At 39.8% G+C, this 20,837-nt stretch carries 23 protein-coding genes; 21 read left to right on the forward strand and 2 right to left on the reverse strand.

Annotated elements, in window-relative coordinates; genetic code table 11:
- Positions 1-18 precede the first annotated feature (18 nt).
- Entirely contained in the window at positions 19-177 is a 159-nt protein-coding gene (locus AMD01_RS23875) for a hypothetical protein (RefSeq protein ID WP_157052590.1), read from the reverse strand.
- Positions 178-360: 183 nt separating this feature from the next.
- Between AMD01_RS23875 and ilvA the strand changes: the two genes are divergently transcribed.
- From ilvA to AMD01_RS03415, 7 genes are all read left to right on the forward strand, one after another.
- Positions 361-1,632 (forward strand): threonine ammonia-lyase IlvA, encoded by a 1,272-nt coding sequence (gene ilvA, locus AMD01_RS03385; protein ID WP_053399966.1) that lies wholly within the window; start codon positions 361-363, stop codon positions 1,630-1,632.
- A gap of 142 nt (positions 1,633-1,774) precedes the next feature.
- Complete coding sequence (locus tag AMD01_RS03390; RefSeq protein ID WP_053399967.1) at positions 1,775-2,026, forward strand: DUF2535 family protein; 252 nt, start codon at positions 1,775-1,777, stop codon at positions 2,024-2,026.
- Positions 2,027-2,148: 122 nt separating this feature from the next.
- Positions 2,149-2,991, forward strand: a complete 843-nt coding sequence (locus AMD01_RS03395; RefSeq protein ID WP_053399968.1) for a DegV family protein — start codon at positions 2,149-2,151, stop codon at positions 2,989-2,991.
- Between the two features lie 157 nt (positions 2,992-3,148).
- Positions 3,149-4,798: an ATP-binding protein gene (locus AMD01_RS03400; RefSeq protein WP_053399969.1), complete on the forward strand. Its 1,650-nt coding sequence runs from the start codon at positions 3,149-3,151 to the stop codon at positions 4,796-4,798.
- A gap of 50 nt (positions 4,799-4,848) precedes the next feature.
- Positions 4,849-5,400: an SCO family protein gene (locus AMD01_RS03405; protein ID WP_053400111.1), complete on the forward strand. Its 552-nt coding sequence runs from the start codon at positions 4,849-4,851 to the stop codon at positions 5,398-5,400.
- 334 nt (positions 5,401-5,734) lie between these two features.
- Positions 5,735-6,580 (forward strand): SGNH/GDSL hydrolase family protein, encoded by an 846-nt coding sequence (locus AMD01_RS03410; RefSeq protein WP_053399970.1) that lies wholly within the window; start codon positions 5,735-5,737, stop codon positions 6,578-6,580.
- Positions 6,581-6,595: 15 nt separating this feature from the next.
- On the forward strand, positions 6,596-7,171 hold the full coding sequence (locus AMD01_RS03415; protein WP_053399971.1) for a YpmS family protein: 576 nt from the start codon (positions 6,596-6,598) through the stop codon (positions 7,169-7,171).
- A 43-nt stretch (positions 7,172-7,214) separates the two neighbouring features.
- Here the strand turns inward: AMD01_RS03415 and AMD01_RS03420 are convergent, their stop codons facing one another.
- A complete protein-coding gene (locus tag AMD01_RS03420; RefSeq protein ID WP_245638871.1) occupies positions 7,215-8,075 on the reverse strand; it encodes a DUF4397 domain-containing protein in 861 nt (286 codons plus the stop codon).
- A gap of 145 nt (positions 8,076-8,220) precedes the next feature.
- Between AMD01_RS03420 and AMD01_RS03425 the strand changes: the two genes are divergently transcribed.
- The 14 genes from AMD01_RS03425 to AMD01_RS03485 all read left to right on the forward strand — a co-directional run bounded on the left by AMD01_RS03425 (position 8,221) and on the right by AMD01_RS03485 (position 20,776).
- Positions 8,221-8,400 carry a hypothetical protein gene (locus AMD01_RS03425; protein WP_053399972.1) on the forward strand — a complete coding sequence of 60 codons (180 nt, stop codon included), beginning with the start codon at positions 8,221-8,223 and terminating at the stop codon, positions 8,398-8,400.
- Positions 8,384-8,872 (forward strand): hypothetical protein, encoded by a 489-nt coding sequence (locus AMD01_RS03430; RefSeq protein WP_053399973.1) that lies wholly within the window; start codon positions 8,384-8,386, stop codon positions 8,870-8,872. The genes AMD01_RS03425 and AMD01_RS03430 overlap by 17 nt, the downstream gene beginning before the upstream one ends.
- Positions 8,873-8,985: 113 nt before the next feature.
- Complete coding sequence (locus AMD01_RS23335) at positions 8,986-9,123, forward strand: YjcZ family sporulation protein (RefSeq protein ID WP_083446400.1); 138 nt, start codon at positions 8,986-8,988, stop codon at positions 9,121-9,123.
- 142 nt (positions 9,124-9,265) lie between these two features.
- Positions 9,266-10,681, forward strand: a complete 1,416-nt coding sequence (locus AMD01_RS03435; protein ID WP_053399974.1) for an ATP-binding protein — start codon at positions 9,266-9,268, stop codon at positions 10,679-10,681.
- 211 nt (positions 10,682-10,892) lie between these two features.
- Positions 10,893-12,365: an NAD(P)/FAD-dependent oxidoreductase gene (locus tag AMD01_RS03440; RefSeq protein WP_053399975.1), complete on the forward strand. Its 1,473-nt coding sequence runs from the start codon at positions 10,893-10,895 to the stop codon at positions 12,363-12,365.
- A gap of 124 nt (positions 12,366-12,489) precedes the next feature.
- Positions 12,490-13,461: a S66 family peptidase gene (locus AMD01_RS03445; RefSeq protein WP_083446417.1), complete on the forward strand. Its 972-nt coding sequence runs from the start codon at positions 12,490-12,492 to the stop codon at positions 13,459-13,461.
- A gap of 144 nt (positions 13,462-13,605) precedes the next feature.
- The gene (locus tag AMD01_RS03450; RefSeq protein WP_053399976.1) at positions 13,606-14,949 is read left to right on the forward strand and encodes an aspartate aminotransferase family protein; all 1,344 of its coding nucleotides are present in this window, start codon (positions 13,606-13,608) and stop codon (positions 14,947-14,949) included.
- Positions 14,950-15,642, forward strand: a complete 693-nt coding sequence (locus tag AMD01_RS03455) for a CoA transferase subunit A (RefSeq protein ID WP_053399977.1) — start codon at positions 14,950-14,952, stop codon at positions 15,640-15,642.
- Positions 15,627-16,289: a 3-oxoacid CoA-transferase subunit B gene (locus AMD01_RS03460; protein WP_053400114.1), complete on the forward strand. Its 663-nt coding sequence runs from the start codon at positions 15,627-15,629 to the stop codon at positions 16,287-16,289. The genes AMD01_RS03455 and AMD01_RS03460 overlap by 16 nt, the downstream gene beginning before the upstream one ends.
- Before the next feature lie 13 nt (positions 16,290-16,302).
- The gene (locus AMD01_RS03465; protein WP_053399978.1) at positions 16,303-17,571 is read left to right on the forward strand and encodes a peptidase; all 1,269 of its coding nucleotides are present in this window, start codon (positions 16,303-16,305) and stop codon (positions 17,569-17,571) included.
- A gap of 85 nt (positions 17,572-17,656) precedes the next feature.
- Positions 17,657-17,965 carry a hypothetical protein gene (locus AMD01_RS03470; protein ID WP_053399979.1) on the forward strand — a complete coding sequence of 103 codons (309 nt, stop codon included), beginning with the start codon at positions 17,657-17,659 and terminating at the stop codon, positions 17,963-17,965.
- Positions 17,966-18,058: 93 nt separating this feature from the next.
- Positions 18,059-18,913, forward strand: coding sequence for a putative beta-lysine N-acetyltransferase (gene ablB, locus AMD01_RS03475; protein WP_053399980.1), 855 nt, complete (start codon positions 18,059-18,061; stop codon positions 18,911-18,913).
- 153 nt (positions 18,914-19,066) lie between these two features.
- On the forward strand, positions 19,067-20,488 hold the full coding sequence (gene kamA, locus AMD01_RS03480; protein WP_053399981.1) for a lysine 2,3-aminomutase: 1,422 nt from the start codon (positions 19,067-19,069) through the stop codon (positions 20,486-20,488).
- A gap of 15 nt (positions 20,489-20,503) precedes the next feature.
- Entirely contained in the window at positions 20,504-20,776 is a 273-nt protein-coding gene (locus AMD01_RS03485) for a YokU family protein (protein ID WP_053399982.1), read from the forward strand.
- The last annotated feature ends 61 nt before the right edge of the window (positions 20,777-20,837 follow it).

Consider the following 20,837-nt stretch of genomic DNA (forward strand, 5'->3'; position numbering starts at 1 on the left):
TGGTGCTCCTCTTTCTTTTTAGGCTTCCTCATGAACATATTTTCGAAGTGATAGAATCATGTGCTGAAATTCTTCCGGCTGCTGAAATTTTTCTGAGCTCCAGTTGGTTTCTACCCATTGAAGGAGTTCTTCTGGAGAGTTAAATATTTCACCGCTTGTATCTTCTTTACGAAGCATATAGCGACCATTTTCTTCTCCTCCTCATTGTGCATACGTCTATTTTTCTTTGTTACTAGTACTAGTTATACCCTTTTTTCATCTGTTTAAAGAAAAAAACCTTATTGAAAGAAAATAATGATTTTTCTTAATATTTTGTGATATAATGTACAAATTACTAAAGGAGAAGGAAGGAAGTTGAGGATGAAACAACAGGTGAAAAATCGTAAGAAAGTCGTACAACTAGAAGATATTATTATTGCAAATCAGATGATTAAAGATGTTGTTATTCATACTCCACTGCAAAAAAATGATATTTTATCCGAGCGCTATGAGTGCAACGTCTATTTAAAGCGTGAAGATCTACAGGCTGTGAGGTCGTTTAAGCTGAGAGGAGCGTACAACAAAATCAAAAAGCTTACCCCCGAGCAATTAGAGAATGGAATTGCGTGTGCAAGTGCAGGAAACCATGCACAAGGCGTTGCGTATGCATGCCGCCATTTGAAAATTCAAGGGAAGATCTTCATGCCAAGCACCACTCCGCGACAAAAAGTGAATCAAGTCGGGTTTCTCGGAAAGGAATTTGTGGAGATTGTTCTAATAGGAGATACGTTTGACGATTCGTACGAAAAAGCGATTGCATGCAGCGATCAAGAGGGTCGAACATTTATCCATCCCTTTGATGACACGGACGTCATTGCTGGTCAAGGCACGGTAGCGGTAGAAGTGTTAAACGATTGTGAAGAAGAAATCGATTACGTATTCGCAAGCATCGGAGGCGGAGGATTAGTCTCAGGAATCGGTACATATTTTAAGAGTATTTCACCGCACACACAGCTTATTGGAGTGGAACCGAGCGGAGCACCCAGTATGCATACATCATTGCAAAAAGGAGAAGTAGTTACGTTAGGAACCATCGATCCATTTGTGGACGGGGCCGCCGTTAAGCGCGTTGGTACCCAGCCCTATGAGGTTTGTAAAAATCTATTAGATGATATTGTTGTCGTTCCCGAAGGAAAAGTGTGTTCAACTATTCTATCTCTTTATAATGAAAATGCGATTGTCGTCGAACCGGCGGGGGCACTTCCTGTTGCAGCACTCGATGCATACCGCGAGCAGTTGAAAGGAAAAACGATTGTTTGTGTTATAAGCGGGGGCAACAACGATATTGGTCGTATGCAGGAGATCAAGGAAAAGTCGATGATTTTCGAAGGTCTTCAGCATTATTTTATCGTGAATTTTCCTCAGCGAGCAGGGGCGCTAAGAGAATTTTTAGATGAAGTATTAGGACCTAACGACGATATTTCTCGCTTTGAATATACGAAGAAAAATAACAAAGATAGCGGACCAGCTCTTGTGGGGATCGAACTTAAATACAAAGAGGACTATGTTCCACTTGTTGCACGAATGGAGAAAAAAGGGTTCCCATTCACAGAAATTAATAAAAATAGTAATTTATTTCATCTATTTATCTAGTATCAGATAAGGGTATTTTTATGCTTATATAGGTCTTGGGGAGGAAGTTAGAAATTTTCTAATGAACCGCCATATTTAGACAACTTTTGCGCGATGAAACGTTGTATAATGGAACAAACGGGTGAAAAAGAGGATTGATATCTTGCTATTCAAAAGCCTTGAATTTATTCATGCAAGTGGCCAACGAGTAAAAGTGATTGATATTCCAATGTTGAGGGAAGATGATACGTTAAAATTTATGATCTCAGCTCGATTCGAAATCTTTTTAAGCAAGATTTACAGTGAGAAACATCCGAACAGCCTATATTCATTTAAAGACCATTTGAAACGAGTGTTAAAGTGGAAAGATTACGAACGGATTTTTTATTTCAATACGCTAAAACACAATGCATAAAAGAGATGGTAATTTTTCTATTAAATGTAGAAAAGTTGCCATTTTTTTATTTAGAATGGTGCTGTTAGCATAAAGAAAAAGGTGATATAATGATGTGCAAGGTATTATAAAGAGGTGACTTCATGGCAAAAATTAAGATTGTAACAGATTCTACTGCTGATTTAACCAAAGAGGAGATTGAGCAGTACGGAGTTGAAGTAATTCCTCTGTCAATCTGTATTGATAATCAAACCTATTTAGACCGAGTAGACATTACGCCGACTGAATTTATTGAAAAAATGAAACATTCGAATGAGCTTCCAAAAAGCTCACAGCCAGCAATTGGTGAATTTGTAGAACTATATGAGCGCTTAAGTAGTGATGGTAGTGAAATTCTATCCATTCACATGACAGGTGGCATGAGTGGAACTGTTCGTGCAGCTGAGAGTGCAGCTCAAATGGTAGATGCTAACGTGACCGTAATTGATTCGATGTATATTTCCAAAGGCCTTGCATTTCAAGTAATTGAAGCATCGAATATGGTGAAAGAGGGCAAGGGAATTTCTGAAATTGTCAAAAGATTAGAAGATATTAGACGGAATACTACGCTATTTGTCGTGGTTGATACACTTGAAAATTTAATTAAAGGCGGGCGAATTGGACGCGGCAAAGCGCTCATTGGATCGCTTCTAAATATTAAGCCGATTGCTTCTTTGGCTGACGGTGTGTATACACCTGTATCGAAAGCTAGAAGTCATTCGCAAGTTGTAAAATTTCTAACAAAGCAGTTTCAAGAAGCCATTCAAGGTAAAACCGTAAAAGGCGTTGGCCTTGTTCATGCGGAGGGAATTGAATTAGCCAACCGAGTCAAAGAGGCGGTTATAAATGTAAGCGGTTTTTCCAAATTCTCTATTGAGGATACGACTCCTATCATCTCTACACATACAGGTGTAGGAGCTATTGGATTTATGTATTATGCAGAGTGATAATCCTAGTTTTACAACTAGGATTATTTTAATTGTAGATGTGATAGATAAGTAGAGTATGATATAATTTTAGGAAAATATAGGATGTATGATAGATTGCTGATGCTGTGCGTAAAAAATAGAAATGAAAAAAATGTCATAGTGATGAGGTTCAGTAATGAGAGAGTATATTCGCAATTTGAGCATCTTTAACAAAACCGTCCTGTTTTCAACCTTTGTGGTGATTTTAATGGGCGTAGGAACAGCATACATAAGCTACCATGTGCAGCGCAATATGACAAAGGATATCTTGATGCAACAGGCAACGGGCGTTTCCTCATTTTATAGTCATACGTTAAATGCGACGGATATTTTAAAGGTAGAGAATTCGAAAGATTCAAACACCGATGCGAATTCGCGGGTGAAAAGGGATATACAGAAGGTAAGTAATTCCTCCTCTTCCTACCTGTTGAGCTATGTCGTTTCAACTAAAAAGGTAGCAGGAAATAACGTGAAAATGCTTGTTGTATCTGATAAGGAAGTTGAGAAACGGTTAGGGAAAAAGCATATCTACCAAGCAGATCCCAGGTTTTACGAAGCGTACCAAAAGGCAATTAAGACAAAAAAAATGACAGAAACACATGTTTATAAAGACCGATTCGGCGTTTGGACGACGTCATTTGCTCCTATTCAGGATTCAAATAAAGAGGTGGTGGGAGTTGTCGGAGTAAGCGTTGATGCGAGCATACTCGCTACGTTTCAAAGAAAGCTCATTGCTTCTTTAATTGCCGGATGTATTATTTTCTTCACGATCATCATTTTCTTCCAGGACTGGGGACTGCGAAAGCTTATGTCTCCGCTTCGAGAATTGCTTCTCGGTATTCAGCAAGTGAGCAAAGGGAATTTTCAAGTAAGGTTAAGGCAACAGGACGCGTCAGAATTAGGCGAGATTAGTAAGCAATTCAATGAGATGACGTTAATGCTTCAAACCTTGTTCGAACAAGTAGCGGTTACAAAGGAAAACTTAGGAGAAAAAGCATCACCAAAACCACCGCTCAAAGGATTAGAAAAAGCCATTGATGAAATGGAGCTTATTATTGAGAAGACAAGGCTTCAAAAGGAGCTGCAGCGTGCAGAAAAAATGAATGCGATTGGTCAATTAGCGGCTTCAGTTGCCCACGAAATCCGCAATCCAATGACGGTAGTAAAAGGCTTTTTACAGCTTTTTTACGCAAAGGATAATTTGAGTGATACGGAAAAAGGCTACATTCAGCTAATGATCGATGAGATTAATCGGGCGGAAATTATTATTAATGATTATTTATCATTAGCTCGCCCAGACGTTGAGCAAACAGAAGCCATTCATTGCTATGCGTCTGTTAATAATCTTGTTGAGCTGTTGTCATCATACGCACTGCTGACAAACAATATTAATATTGAAGTCAGCTTAAATGCTAAACCCGTTATTCGGGGTGTGAGGAATGAGTTCAATCAAGTCTTGCTGAACATTATGAAAAACGGGATCGAAGCAATGAAGCACGGAGGTACGTTAAAAGTAGTATTAGAGGAAACAGAACATAACGCATTAATTAAAGTATCTGATACGGGAATCGGTATGAACAAGGAAGAACTAGAGCGATTGGGTACACCTTTTTATTCTTTAAAAGAAAAAGGAACGGGAATCGGTCTAATGGTTTCCTATCAAATTATTGAAAAGATGAAAGGGAAAATTCAAGTTCAAAGTCAGCGTGGATTAGGGACAACCTTTTTGCTTGAGTTTCCGAAAATTTCTGCCGAAGGAGAACGAATCCTTGCCATTAAACAATAAATAAGGGAGTGGTGAAGGTGTTACTACGTCGATATCGTTTAGTTGTCGTGATGTTAGCGGCCACAATGATCATCTCTGCGTGTGGCAAACCGCAGCTAGCGAACGCACTGAATTGGAATTTAGATTCGTTTACATACACAAACCAAGAAGATAAGGAATTTGGTACAAAAGATTTAACGAATAAAGTGTGGATTGCGAACTTTATTTTTACGAACTGTGAAACGGTTTGTCCACCCATTACAGCGCATATGGCAAAGCTACAGCGCATGATGAAAAAAGAAAACGTACCTGTGGAGTTTGTATCGTTTAGTATTGATCCAGAAAATGATACGCCCGAGGCGTTAAAGAGCTTTGCTCAACAATTTACGGAAGATTTCTCTAACTGGACATTCCTGACGGGTTATAGCCAAGAGACAATCGAAAAACAGGCAAAGACCCAATTTCACGAGTTGGTACAAAAAACGGATGCATCCACACAGGTAACGCACGGTACGCACTTGTTTCTCGTTGATAAGGATGGGAAAATTATGAAAAGCTATAGTGGGTTTGCTAACGTGCCGTACAAAGAAATTGTACAAGATGCAAAAACACTTAACGAGTAACGCAAGTATTACGCTGTGCATAGGCATGGCGTTTTTTAGTTTTGGGTAAACATAAAGTATAAGATGAATGAAGCAGTGAGTTCGGTAGAAAAGAGGACAGCAAAGCTGATAAGAGGTCATTCCATTGGCAAGATCAAAACCATCTATTTTAAAGAAGACAGGTTAAATAGCACAGATGCAAAAATATTGGTTCTCATCTACACGAATGGGAAACTTTAAAGCGTTTTCAACGTAGAATTTAGTAGAAACTCTATAATCATCGAGTTAATGTGTGTTATGATGATAAATAAAATCGATGTGGAATTCATCAATGATAATACAGTAGGTGTTGTAAATGCATAAATACAAATTATATATCGTATTAATGATATGTACGGTGTTGCTAAGTGCCTGTTCGTCACCCGTATTCTCATTTCGAGCACCGTCTGAGGCTAGTGAAAAAAAGCTTGATCTGATTGATAAGTCTCATTTACCAAAGGGATTTTTTCCAGTTGATCTCAACGTAGTGGCGATCGGGGACTCATTGACAGAGGGGGTAGGCGATTCATCTAAAAAGGGTGGATATGTGCCTTATGTCGTGAAGTTTCTTTCACAGCAACGTTCAGTAGACAATGTTCGGGTGAGTAACCTTGGAAAACGTGGAAACCGTACAGATCAGTTGCTAGCACGATTGGATCAAGAGGAGATTGGGGCAAAGGTGTCAAGAGGAGACGTTATTTTTGTCACGATCGGTGGAAACGACATTATGAAAGTAGTAAAGAATTTCTTTTATAATATTTCTGTTGAAGCATTTGATAAAGAACAAGCCAAATACGAATTTCGATTGAACCGTGTTCTCAATAAAATACGCAGTTTGAATCCGAATGCGCATATTTATTTGATTGGCTTTTACAATCCGTTCTTTCACTCGTTAAATTCGGTTCAAGAAATTAATACGGTTGTTTCACAATGGAATCAGGCAAGCGAGCGGATAGCAAATCGTCATAAGGGTGTGACATACGTGAAAGTAGAAGATATCTTCTCAAATCCAAAGGAAGATAAACTTCTCGGAAAAGATCAGTTTCACCCAAATAAAAAAGGGTATGAGTTAATGGCAGACCGTATTAACTTTTACGTGAAACAAGATCCGCCAGACAATCTTCCAACTCATGAAGAAAATGATGAAGCAACGGCTAAATAAGGAGTTTGGTTTTGAATGAAAAAATGGAAACGTCTTTTTTGGGGACTTTTGACGCTTAATATTGTAATTGTACTTGTCGTGATCGTGCTTATTTTTCAGCCGGCCGATAATCAACCTTTTCCAAGTGGTAATCAGCCACAGAAAAAACAAGTCGAACTAACAATTTTAGCGAAAAAGAAAGATTTAAATGCGCTCATTGATAAGTATTTGCAAAAAGAATTTCATAATGAAGAATTAAACTATAATGTTCGACTAACGGACCAGGTCGAGGTGAATGGAACCATTCAAGCTTTTGATAATAAGCTGGATGTACAAATGGCCTTTGAGCCACATGTGCAAAAGAACGGTGGGATTATTTTGGAGCAGAAATCTCTTTCCGTTGGGAAACTGCAACTACCTGTACGTACGGTCTTAAAATACGTGAACAACAACTTCAATCTTCCTGACTATGTAAAAATTAATCCAGCAGATGAATCTGTATATGTCGGGTTACAGGAAATGAGGACGACGAACGACTTTAGAGTAAAGGTAGAGAAGTTTAATTTAGAAAAAGATGAGTTCCGCTTCAAATTAATTGACTCCGTAAAGTAGGAGCATTGAAAAGGCCGCTGACACATATCAGCGGCCTTTTTTATTATTCGAGCGTATCTTGAACAAGTAAAGGTTCAAGCGGTGGTTGCCCACTTAGTTTTCCAACCGCATAAATCGTGTAGGAACGATTAGGACGAAGACGAAGCGGTGGAATTTCAAGAACAGATTTCTTTTGTCCTGCTGGTCTCACTTCAAGCATTAGCGTCATTGGGGTAATACCGACATAATCAGTTACTTGACGATAGGCAATATTTGAAAAGATTGGATCACCGTTTTTAACCACAATATCAACAGCTGGCGCATCAGGCGAAAGATGAACAAATCTCACCTTTGATTCACCCTTTGGCACCTTATGATCATCTGCAATTAAAAGTAGATCAAGATTGGCTGGATCATTAATTGCTGCGACGGTATATCGTTGACCATCCTCTACTTTCACACTTTTCGTTAATAAAGGCTGCCCCTGCTGTCCAGCTTGGTAAATATCGATCTTATACGTATCGCCTTTCTTTAACGGAATATAATCTGTTTCTTGTTTAAAGGCAAGACTTCGAATAACCTTTCGCCCGTTTAAATAAATATCAACGCTTGGTGCTCCTGGTGACGCATGGAAAATTCGAATAAGAGGGCCAGGATGTCTGTATTGATCCTGAAAGTCTCTTGATGCCTCTTGCACACGCTCTAAGTGCTTTTGATAATACAAAATATGGAGGTTAGGATCTCGATATTTATAGTAATTTGACAGCATGTCATACATGATGGCTTTTTGCATATTTTTATCCCGATATCCGCCTGATAATCCCGAAGAATCATATAGACCATATGGGTTATACATGTTGTACATACGCTCAACTCCTTTTCGCGAATTCACCACTGAAAAGCGAATATTGTACGTTGAAAACATATGCGAAATATTAAAAAATATGCTCGTTGCCTTCGAAATGATTAGAATAAGACCAACTATCCAAACGCCTGATTGTGCATATAATACTACAACACGTTAAAAGGAAAAACGTTCAAATGAAAAAGTAGGCAAAGGGGTGGGAGGTATGAAAAAATTTTATAAGATGTCGATCAGAATTATGATTATGGGCGTCATACTAGTAGTAATTCTAAGTCATTTTGTGACCGTGTCTGAATCCCAAAGAAAGGATCAAATCGTTCGGCAGTCTGTCTCTCACATGAATAAGCTTCTCGTGGAGGTGACAGAAAATGGTCGAAAGCCGTGAACGAAGATTTTACTGGTTTAGATGGGTTCTTGTGTTATATATTGTATCGTTTACTGCGATTTTCTTCTCGTTAGTTCCCCTGTTTTTTGGTTATCATCTGACAGTACAGGAGAACAGCGAATTAGCCTCCACTATCCCGCAAAAGTCTCTCGTCATCGCCAAACAATTTCATCAGCAACCGTTAAAAGAAGGAACGGTTATTTTGATATCTGCTTCATCTACGCGTGAAATGACCACCATTCACCGAATCGAAAAAATTACGGATCAACATCATTACATGATTAACATCGGTACCAAAAACATGCCTGTACTAGAGCCAGTAGCCAAAAAAGATATTCTTGCTACGTATGCTTATCACCTTCCTTTTATTGGTGGGGTGATTGAATTATCAAAGGAATATATGGTAACGATTTTTGCTGTTTGTGTGCTTTTGTACTTATACACGTATACATGGGAAGAGAAAGAATTGTAGCGATGAAATGAAAAATTTTCAAAAAATAGGCATATGCCCAGACAATACAAACTAGGCAAACATACAGTGTAAAGGTAATGATTACCTAGGTAAGACGAAAGGAGAATGAAATAATGTACGGTTATGATGGATATGGTTGTGGGCAGGTTTATTCTTATGGAGGATGCGGAACAGGCCACGGAAATTCTTTTGTCTTGATCATTGTTTTATTTATTTTACTCGTCATTATCGGCTGTTCTTGTTTCTGTTAAATGTAAATTGTAAGAGGCCCTTTTGAGAAAAGGGGCCTTACGTTTTGTTCTTGGATAGGTTTTAGAAAAATATTCAAGGTAGATTTATCTTGATTTCCATATTATACTATCTAATAGAAAGTGAGAATATGAAGGTGACTACATGGAAACGATGAATCTGTTTGAAGAGCTTTGCAAGATTTCATTAACCCCCATACTTCTTATGACAAAAGATGGGGATATCCGATTTGCAAATGACTCATTTTTACGTCTCTTCGATCTATCGCTTGAGATGATTCAAGATCAAAACTTTTTCACCTTTTCGACAGTATTTCGTGTTCAACGCAGTGAGGTGCAAGCCTTATCCGAGGGTGAAGAACATTTTTTGCTGTTAAAGAAGCGAGATGTGCATCATAAGCCTATACATATGCAACTTCAAAAGCTCCAGCTTTCCCCTAATCAAGAGGACGAATATATCGCGATTCAAATACGAGATTTTTCCGTAACAAATGAAAAAAAAGAAGAAATCATTCAGAAAATGAAGCAATATAAGCAGTTTGTAAAGCAAAGTCAAGATGCGTTCATCGTCGTGCAAAATGAACGGATTCAATACTTAAACCCAGCTGGATATAGGTTGCTTGGTGTAGCCAAAAAGAGTCAATGTATGGACAGGTCTTTCTTTGATTTTATTCATCCTGACGATATTGAGAAGACGAAAAAACGAATGGAACGCATTTTAAGTGGATCAAAAGTTCATGCTCAATCAGAAGTAAGGATTATGACGAGAAACGGACAAATTCTATCGATTGATTCATCAGCGGTAAAAATTCAATTTAAAGAAGGAAAAGCCATTCAATATATTATGCGCGATGTTACAAATCGCCGTAAGTATGATGAGATGGTTAGCACATCGGAGAAGTTAACTGTTGTTAGCAAACTAGCTGCGGGAGTTGCTCATGAAATTCGAAATCCGATGACAGCCATTAAGGGTTTCATTCAATTGCTACAGGCCTCGAAAGAATATAATGAAGAATACAATACGATTATGCTAGAAGAATTGAATCGTGTTGAATCCATTATCCACGAATTTTTAACACTAGCCAAGCCAAAGCAAGTCAAAGATTATGAAATGAAAAGTCTACAAACCATTATGAGACACGTGGTGCTGCTTCTTAATACGCATGCTAGCTATAATAATTCGCAAATTTTAAGTGGATTTGAAGCAGATGACATTACGATTTATTGCGACGAAAATGCGATTAAGCAAGTATTCATTAATCTAATTCAAAATGCGTTAGAATCAATGGAACGTGGAACCGTTACGATTCGAGTGGAAAAAAAAGACGATGAAGCGGTGGTTCAAATTCGAGATGAGGGACAAGGGATCCCGAAAGAATCGCTTGCGAAGCTAGGGGAACCGTTCTTTTCTACAAAGTCCTCTGGAACGGGTCTTGGATTGATGATTAGCTATCGTATTATCGAACAGCATAATGGAAAAATGACGTTTGCCAGCGAAGTTGGTAAAGGAACGACGGTTACAATTCATTTACCTCTACAGCGCAAGATAGTCCTTACATAGTGTAAGGGCTATTTATTTTTTTAGAAAATAAAAATTATTTATTATCCATATTTATGAATATAAAATAAAGATAAAGTAACAAAAAGCGAACATTATATTTATTTTATATTTTAATGTTCGTTTATATTGTTGACTTCAATAAATAACTTTGCTATAGTTACACATGGTGATGCGATCATCCCGAGTAGGATTACGATGGAGGCGAAAGCTATTGAAATCACAATATGATGTAATCGTTGTGGGTGCAGGACCCGCTGGGATTTTTACTTGTTATGAATTAACCCTTAAATTGCCACAGGCAAATATATTATTAATAGATAAAGGACACGATATTTATCGTCGTAATTGTCCGATTCTTCAGAAAAAAATAACGAAGTGTCCACCGGCCGCCGGGAAAAAGGATTTTGCAGGATGTTTACCAGCATGCTCAATTACCAATGGATTTGGTGGAGCAGGAGCTTATTCAGACGGGAAATTTAATATTACGAGCGAATTTGGTGGATGGATGACGGATTATCTTCCTGAATCAAAAGTGGTTGAGCTCATCAAATATGTGGATGACATTAACTTAAGTCACGGTGCAACGGAAAGCATTACAGATCCAATGACGGATCAAGTGCGTGACATCGAGCGTCGTGGGTACGCTGCAGGGCTTAAATTGCTTCGCGCCCAAGTTCGCCATCTTGGCACAGAGCAAAATCTTGAAATTTTGATGAGTATTTTTGAATATTTAAAAGACCGTGTTGACATGGTGTTTAAAACGGAAGTAGAAGATCTAATCACAGAAAAAGTGGATGGGACGCACCAAGCAAAAGGAATTCTCTTGAAAAATGGTGATAAAATTACAGCGGACAAAGTGGTTATTACACCAGGGCGTGATGGCTCAACGTGGCTAACAAAAGTGATGAAAAATCGTCGCCTACGCATGATTAACAACCAAGTAGACATCGGTGTTCGTGTAGAAACATCAAACATTGTGATGGAAGAAATCAACCGTCATCTGTACGAAGGAAAGTTTATTTTTAACACATCCGTTGGAACGCGTGTACGTACGTTTTGTAGTAATCCATCAGGTCATGTTGTTGTTGAAAACCACTCTGGCATTATGCTTGCGAATGGTCATGCGTACAAAGATGAAAAGCTTGGTAGCAGTAATACAAACTTTGCGTTACTTGTTTCCCATAAATTTGCTGATCCATTTGATCAACCGAACGAGTATGCCCATGAAGTGTCACGATTAGCGAACGCGTTATCAAGCGGAGGTATCACGGTACAGAAGTATGGTGATATTTTAAAGGGTCGTCGTTCAACGCTAAAACGTATTCAAGAAGGGTTCCTAGAACCGACGTTAAAAGAAGCGGTTCCAGGAGATCTTGGTTTGGCTCTTCCGTACAATACAATGAAAAGCTTAATTGAGATGACGGAGGCACTTAATCATGTCACACCAGGTCTCGCATCAGAGCATACGTTGTTTTACGGAGTAGAAGCGAAATTCTATTCAGCCCGCCCGAAACTAAATGATAAATTTGAAACAGAAATTTCTGGTTTATATGTAGGTGGAGATGGAGCTGGAATTACGCGCGGACTCGCGCAGGCAAGCGCGTGCGGTGTATGGATTGCACGAGATATTGTTGAAACGCTACATACGGGTAAAACGACTGAATTTGTTCCCGTTACGATTTAATTCGACTAAAACGAATGTCTTCTCACTTTGTGTGTGAAACATTCGTTTTTTTATTGTCAAGAAGGGATTTTATGACAGGAAAAAGAAGTGAAAAGAGGATAAGATAATGGAAAGGATGAACAACATGTTACAACCAAAAGCGTTACAAGCAGGCGATGAAATTCGAGTGATTGCGCCTTCACGAAGTCTTGCAATAATAGAAGAGCAAGTGATTAAACGAGCAAAGGAACGGTTTGAGGCATTAGGATTAACAGTATCGATCTCAAAGCATGCATTTGAAATCGATGATTTTGCTTCGTCTTCGATTGAATCGAGAATAGAGGATCTTCACGAGGCGTTTTCTGATCCCAATGTAAAAGGCATTATGACGACATTAGGCGGATTTAATAGCAATCAGCTGCTTTCTTATATTGATTATGATCTGATTAAGCAACATCCAAAGATGATCTGCGGATATTCTGACATTACCGCACTCTCTCATGCGCTCTATAAAAAAACTGGATTAGTTACCTATTCGGGGCCACATTTTTCTACGTTTGGAATGGAAAAAGGCTTCGATTATTCATATGAGCATTTTCAAAAAGCTGTTATGATGAAAGAGCCTATTCATCTAAAACCATCGGCTCATTGGTCGGATGATGCATGGTATCTTAATCAAAGTGATCGAACATTTTATGACAATGATTGGGTCATTATTCAAGAGGGAGAGGCAGAAGGAACGCTTCTCGGTGGAAATTTATGCACGCTCAATCTCTTACAAGGAACGGAGTATATGCCGTCGTTGGCTAATTCGATTTTAGTTGTGGAAGATGATTCCATGACGATTCCCGAGACGTTTGATCGTGATTTGCAATCGCTGCTTCATCTATACGATGCGACACCGCTAAAAGCGCTCATTATTGGACGATTTGAACAGAAATCAAATATGACGCTTCCATTGCTAAAGCAAATCATTGCGTCTAAAAAAGAATTAAGGAACATTCCAATTATCGCGAATGTAAATGTTGGACATACTTCTCCCATCGTAACCTATCCTGTTGGTGGACAAACGTCCGTACGTGCATACGGGAATGATATTCAATGGATCATTAACTAGAGTTACTAGTGGAAAAGGCCTGTTTTATCTCGAGCAATAGAGATAAAGTAGGCCTTTTTGAACTTGTCTACTTTTTCTACGAAAGAAACGGAGAGAGTCAACATATAAATGTAGAGAAAGAGTTCAAGAAACGGAGGCGCTCTTATGCCGCAGAGTCGACTAATTAAACCCCTTTTAGATCAAGAGTATCCCATGATTTCTCATGGAAAAGGTATTTATTTGTATGATCAAAATGGAAAACGATACATAGATGGATCATCTGGAGCAGTAACCGCAAGTATCGGACACGGTGTGGATGAAATTATTGAGGCAATGAATGAGCAGGCGAAAAAGGTTGCGTTCGTTTATCGTTCACAGTTCACAAGTGAGCCTGCTGAACAATTAGCAGATACGCTTTGTCGCTTATCTGACGGTCATCTCCCGTGGACATTCTTTGTCAATAGCGGTACAGAGGCCACAGAGACGGCAATGAAAATGGCTATTCAGCACTGGCAGGAGCAGGGACGAGGAACGAAAACAAAGATTCTATCGAGATGGATGAGTTATCACGGTATCACAGTAGGAGCGCTCTCGATGTCAGGTCATCCGCTTCGCAGGATGCGTTTTGTGCCACTTCTCGAAGAATATCCATCTATATCACCTCCTTATTGCTATCGTTGCCCTCATAAAAGTTCGTATCCTAGCTGTCAATTAGCCTGTGCCTCTGAGTTAGAGCGTGTGATTAAGAGAATAGGTGCTCAATATATTGCGGCATTTATTGCTGAACCAATTGTGGGAGCAGCAGGGGGAGCGCTGACGCCACCAGATGGGTATTATGAAAAAATTCAAGAGATTTGTGAGAAGCATGACGTGCTTTTTATTATGGATGAGGTGATGACTGGAAACGGACGAACCGGGACACATTTCGGCTATCAACACTGGAACGTAAAGCCTGATATTGTCACACTTGGAAAAGGACTGAGCGCAGGGTATTCCCCAATTGCTGCCACGCTCGCTAGCCAAAAGGTAATTGATCCTATTTTAAGCGGAACGAAGGTAGTGATGAGTGGTCATACGTTTAGTGGAAACCCACTATCAGCAGCGGTTTCGATGGCTGTCCTCTCCTATTTAGAACGCCATAAGCTTGTCGATCAAGTAGAAGAAAAAGGGAAAAGGCTCAAACAAAAGCTGAAACGTCTTCAAGGAGAAACATCCATGATCGGTGACATTCGAGGAAAAGGATTGCTCATCGGGGTTGAGCTCGTACAAAATACATTGACCAAACAACCTTTTGAACGTCATTTAAACGTAATGTCTCGCTTAGTAGAAAAAGCACAAAGAAATGGCTTATTAATCTATCCTGCCGCAGCCGGGGAGGATGGCATAGACGGTGATGCTGTAATCTTATCACCACCTTTTATCATTTCAGACGATGAAATGGATGAATTATTCAACCTATTTTCTCTGTCCATTAAGGAACTCGAACATGAGCTGAAAGGAGAAATATAATTGAAAAATGTATTTGGAAAGATTATTTCTGCTGAAGAGGCATGCGCGCTCATATCTGACGGCAGTATTTTAATGGCAGGAGGATTTGGCGGAATTGGCTCGCCTCCTACATTGATTGATGTCCTAGTAAATAAGGGGACAAAAAATTTAACGCTTATTTGCAATGACACGGGATTTCCTCATATCGGGGTTGGGAAACTAGTGAGCGCAGGAAGCATAAAAAAAGTAATTGCCTCTCACATTGGCTCGAACCCTCTTGCAGGTAAGCTAATGACGGAGGGGAAAATGGACGTGGAATTTTCTCCTCAAGGAACGCTTGCTGAACGAATCCGAGCAGGAGGAGTTGGGTTAGGTGGGATACTCGTTGAAACAGGATTGGATAATGAAATTGTTAACAAAGGTAAAGGAGTCGTTGAACTAGATGGGAAAACATTTTTAGCGGAGACGGCCCTAACAGCTGATGTATCGATCGTTTATGCAAAAAAAGCCGATGAATTCGGAAATCTAATTTTTGATAAAAGTGCACGAAATACGAATCCGCTTGTGGCAATGGCAGGAAACGTAACGATTGCAGAAGTAGAGGAAATCGTTGCGTTAGGAGAGCTAGGTCCTGACGAAATTATAACCCCGGGTATTTTTGTTCAGCATATTGTGCAGACAAAAGGGGTGGAATGGAAGTGGGTGTGGGAATGAATAGTCGAGAAAAAATGGCCAAACGAGCAGCGCAAGAAATTCATCATGGAATGATTGTCAATTTAGGGATTGGCATTCCTTCCCTAATTCCAAACTATCTCTCGTCAGACTGCTCGGTAATGTTTCATGCGGAAAATGGGATTTTAGGAATGGGACCGACCCCAGGTGTGGGGGAGGAAAATGCGCATGTTTGCAATGCGGCTGGATATCCTGTTACAACAGTTGCTGGCTCATCCTACTGTGATAGTGCGATTGCTTTTGCGATGATTAGGCGAGGAATGGTCGATGTTACAGTACTAGGCGCACTAGAAGTAAGTGAGGGCGGAGATCTTGCCAATTGGATTGTACCAGGAAAGCGTGTTCCTGGAATGGGCGGAGCGATGGAGTTAGCTGAAAGAGCGAAAAAGGTTATTGTCGTGATGAATCATTGCAATAAAAACGGTGAATCAAAAATTGTGCATAAATGCTCGCTCCCACTAACGGCGAAGGCTTGTGTAAATTTGATTATCACCGATCAAGCAGTTATTCAGGTAACGAAAAAAGGGCTACTTCTCACAGAGGTAATGGCCCCTTATACCATTCACGATGTTATTCGTCATACGAATGCCCCTTTATTAATTAGTGACCACATTAAAACGAACGAATAAAGGAGAGATTACAATGAATGAACAAGCGAGCGCCATCCACGAATGGATTCAAAAACACGAGGCAAAAGGAATACGTATGCTAAAGCGCTTTGTACAAGAAGCAAGCACACAAGGAAATGAAAAAAACGTGCAGGCCATGGTCGTGGAAAAACTTCGTCAGCTAGGGTTGGAAATTGATATTTGGGAGCCGAAGATTCGTGATCTAAAAAAACATGAGGCATTTGTAACGGCTCGATCATCGTTTCGGGATAGCCCGAATGTAGTTGGCGTATGGAAAGGAAGTGGAGGAGGACGCTCCTTAATCCTTAATGGGCATATTGATGTTGTACCAGAAGGGGATGTGAAGCTTTGGGAAGATGATCCATTTAGTGGGAAAGTGAAGGATGGTCGTCTATACGGAAGAGGGTCCACGGATATGAAAGGTGGAAACGTTGCGATGATTCTCGCTCTTGAAGCGCTCATTAGCTTGGATATTTCATTAAAAGGTGACGTAATCTTTCAAAGCGTTATTGAAGAGGAGAGCGGAGGAGCAGGAACGCTTGCATGTATTGAGCGAGGGTATCGAGCGGATGCAGCGATCATACCAGAGCCTACAAATATGAAGATTTTTCCGAAACAACAAGGGTCGATGTGGTTTCGTGTTGTTGTTCATGGCATGTCCGCCCATGGAGGAACACGCTATGAGGGCGTAAGTGCGATTGAAAAAGCAATGAAGGTTGTTCAGCATTTACAGGAATTTGAAAAGGTTCGCAATGCGCGCATTACAGATCCTCTCTATCAATCCATTCCAATTCCTCTTCCTATTAATATCGGAAAAATATCAGGTGGGTCATGGCCATCCTCTGTTCCCGACGAAGTAACGATTGAGGGGAGAATTGGTGTAGGTCCCCACGAAACATTGACACAGGTAAGAGAAGAGACAGCAACATGGTTGCAGAAGCTAAGTGAGATTGATAGCTGGTTTGAAAGTCATCCTACTCAATTGGAGTGGTTTGGGGCGCACTGGTTGCCAAGTCAAATGAATATCGAACATGATCTTGTTACTATTTTAACAGCTCAGTTCAGAGGTGTTTTAGGAAAAGACCCTATTCTTGAAGCCTCACCTTGGGGTACGGACGGTGGGCTATTAACGAACGTAGGAGATACACCGACTATTGTATTTGGGCCTGGTCAAACAGAGATGGCCCATTTTCCAAATGAATACATTGAGCTAAAAAAGGTATTTGAAGCAGCAGAAATTCTAGCTTTAACAATTGTAGAATGGTGCGGACAAAGCAAATAATTCCTCCTTTTGTAAATTATATCTGAAAATTTATTATTATCTGATATAATTTAAATAAAAAGAAATGGAAAAAGGTGGAGGGGACATGGACGTTATCAAGTCCGCATATCAAAGGCGAAAAGTACGAATGGAAAAAATTCAGTTTAGTAGTTTGCAAGTATTTCTAGGGTTTTTATATGCGCTATTTATGATGGTATGGATTAAAAAGGTCAACGAATTTCAGCATTTTTGGTTACAAACCGCTCTTTTACTTCTAGGGATGTTTTTCATTGTAAATGTTCAAAGCTTTTTTGCATCCGCACAGCAGCATGATGCTCGTATACATGGTGTTTGGCGCTTTGTTCTCTTTTTACTCGGAGTAGGAATCTACTATTTGTTATTTCATTTCATGTAAGAGAGAACGAAAATCATAGAATTTTCCTCATAAATAAGCCAAGGCGTCTATATAGTAGTAGTGAAGATTTTTTACTAGAAAGGAGGTAACCGAATGAATACAGACGTTTTTTATGAGAAACGCATTATGAATACGAGTCGATGCTACATAGAGTATGTATGCGATCACTTTAATAAGCGCTTGCGCATTGACGATTACCGAGGAAATGTTTTGCTCGTTATAGAAGAGATGCTTAAGGAGCGGGAGAAGCATCAATATGAAAAGCTGATTTTTAAATCAAAATTTGAGCATGTTTCTTCCTTTATTTCAAATGGATTTCAGTTAGAAGCACTTATTCCAGATTATTTTAACGGCAGTACCGCGTATTTTATGACGCAATACTTTGAGACAGCTCGCCATCAAACCGAAAAGTGGATCGAAGAAGATCAGATCATACAGTCCGTCAAACGACTGCCCCTTTCTTTAGATTTGATAGCGCTTTCTTCTAGCTATGTAAAAGGCTTTGCGACCGTAGACGATGCTAATGAGCTTGCGAGCCTATATCAAACGGTATTTGAAATCTATCCAGCCCCTCTTCATCATCCTAACTATGTAAAAGGCTTATTAGAAGAAGGGGCTGTCTTCGCCATCATTCGCCACAACAATCGTATTATTAGCGCTGCTTCAGCAGAAGTGAATGAAACGTATCATAATGCAGAGCTTACAGACTGTGCGACGCTTCCCGAGTATCGCAAGCATGGATTAATGAAGCATTTGCTTGTTGCGTTAGAGGAGAATTTAGCATCCAGGCAGATCTTCTGTGTTTATACGATTGCCCGAAGCCTTTCGTTTGGAATGAACGCTGCGTTTTATCAGCTCGGCTATGAGTATTATGGCCGTTTAACGAATAATTGCTTTATTTTTGATAAGCTTGAAGACATGAACGTATGGACAAAGAATTTAGCCTAGATATACAGAGCGAAAGATAACCAAATGCCTATATTCAACATATAAATATGTATCGATCTTCTTCCACTAAACACTAGCGTTTGTTGCTATATTGATTGATGAGAGGGATTTGCCAAAGGTGTACCGCAACTCATTATTAAGGAGGCGACGTTAATGTGGCAAGATTTATATAAGCCAAAAAGGCATTGGAAAGAGATAGAATTATGGAAAGACGTGACGGAGGAGCAGTGGAACGATTGGATTTGGCAGTTAACCAATACGATCCGGACGCTCCCCGATTTGAAAAAAGTCATTAATCTAACGCCAGAAGAAGAAGAGGGCGTTCGAATTTCAACAAAAACGATCCCGTTAAATATTACGCCCTACTACGCGTGGCTAATGAATCCAGACGATCCACGTTGCCCGATTCGCATGCAGTCGGTTCCTGTTGGAGAAGAACTTCATAAAACGAAATATGATTTGGAAGATCCGCTTCACGAAGATGAAGATTCTCCAGTACCAGGTCTTACTCATCGCTACCCAGACCGCGTGCTATTCCTTGTGACGAATCAGTGCTCCATGTATTGCCGTTACTGTACAAGAAGACGTTTTTCAGGGCAAATTGGCATGGGTGTACCAAAGAAACAGTTAGATGACGCGATTGCCTATATTCGTTCTACCCCTGCTGTGCGTGATGTCCTCATTTCAGGAGGAGACGGCCTTTTAATCAACGACACCATCTTAGAATACATTTTAAAAAATCTACGCGCCATTCCACATGTTGAAATTATTCGTATTGGTACTCGCGCACCCGTTGTTTTTCCGCAGCGCATAACCGAAAACCTGTGCAATATTTTGAAAAAGTATCACCCAGTTTGGTTAAATACGCATTTTAACACGTCGATTGAAATTACCGAAGAGTCGAAAACAGCCTGTGAAATGCTTACAAATGCAGGCGTCCCTGTAGGAAATCAGGCCGTTATTCTTGCCGGAATTAATGATAGCGTGGTTATTATGAAAAAGCTTATGCATGATTTAGTGAAAATACGTGTTCGCCCTTATTATATTTATCAATGTGATTTATCAGAGGGGATTGGTCACTTCCGCGCACCAGTTGCGAAAGGGCTTGAAATTATGGAAGGATTGCGCGGTCATACGTCAGGCTATGCAGTACCAACCTTTGTAGTAGATGCGCCTGGAGGCGGGGGGAAAATTGCCTTACAGCCAAATTACTTAATTAGTCAAAGCGCCAACAAAGTAGTGCTGCGAAACTTTGAAGGAGTTATTACAACTTATCCAGAGCCAGAACACTACGTATCAGGGCGGGCAGATGATTACTTTAATAGTATTTATCCAAAAGCCGACGAGAAGAAATCATCCGGAGGTATTTCAGGTCTTCTGAACGAAGAACGCTTTAACTTAGTTCCTGAAGGACTGCAACGTTTATACAGGAGGAAAGAATACGAGCAAAATCCTGAGCATGCTTCGCTGAAAAATAAGCGTGAAAAGCGCGATGAACTAAAAGAAAAGAAATTCCAGGCTCAAGTGAAGAAAAATAGCGAAGGGGATCCCAAAGATGACTCTTCCTCTTCCTAAAAGAAGGTGTTCATAATGGATTGTGTATGGTGCGAGGAAAAGGGCGCATTTGAGACAACAACTACGGTATATTGGGAGCTTCCTGACGGTTCAAGAAGCATTGAGATTACCGAAACGCCATGTATTCAATGTCCTTCTTGTGGAATGAATTATCAAACCGAAGAGACCATCGAAGAAATTGAGAATCACTTTATGATGATTGATACGAAGAAGCTAGAGAAAAGCCTAACGTTTGTCGAATTTTTGGCTGTCCCAACATGGTTAAAGAAAAATTACTTTAATTTTTAATGGCTAAAGAATTGAAATAAAGTGTTCAAAAAAAGTACCGCTTTCGCAGGCGGTACTTTTT

It is taken from the genome of Priestia koreensis (genome assembly GCF_001274935.1).
GTDB classification, from domain to species: Bacteria; Bacillota; Bacilli; order Bacillales; family Bacillaceae_H; genus Bacillus_AG; species Bacillus_AG koreensis.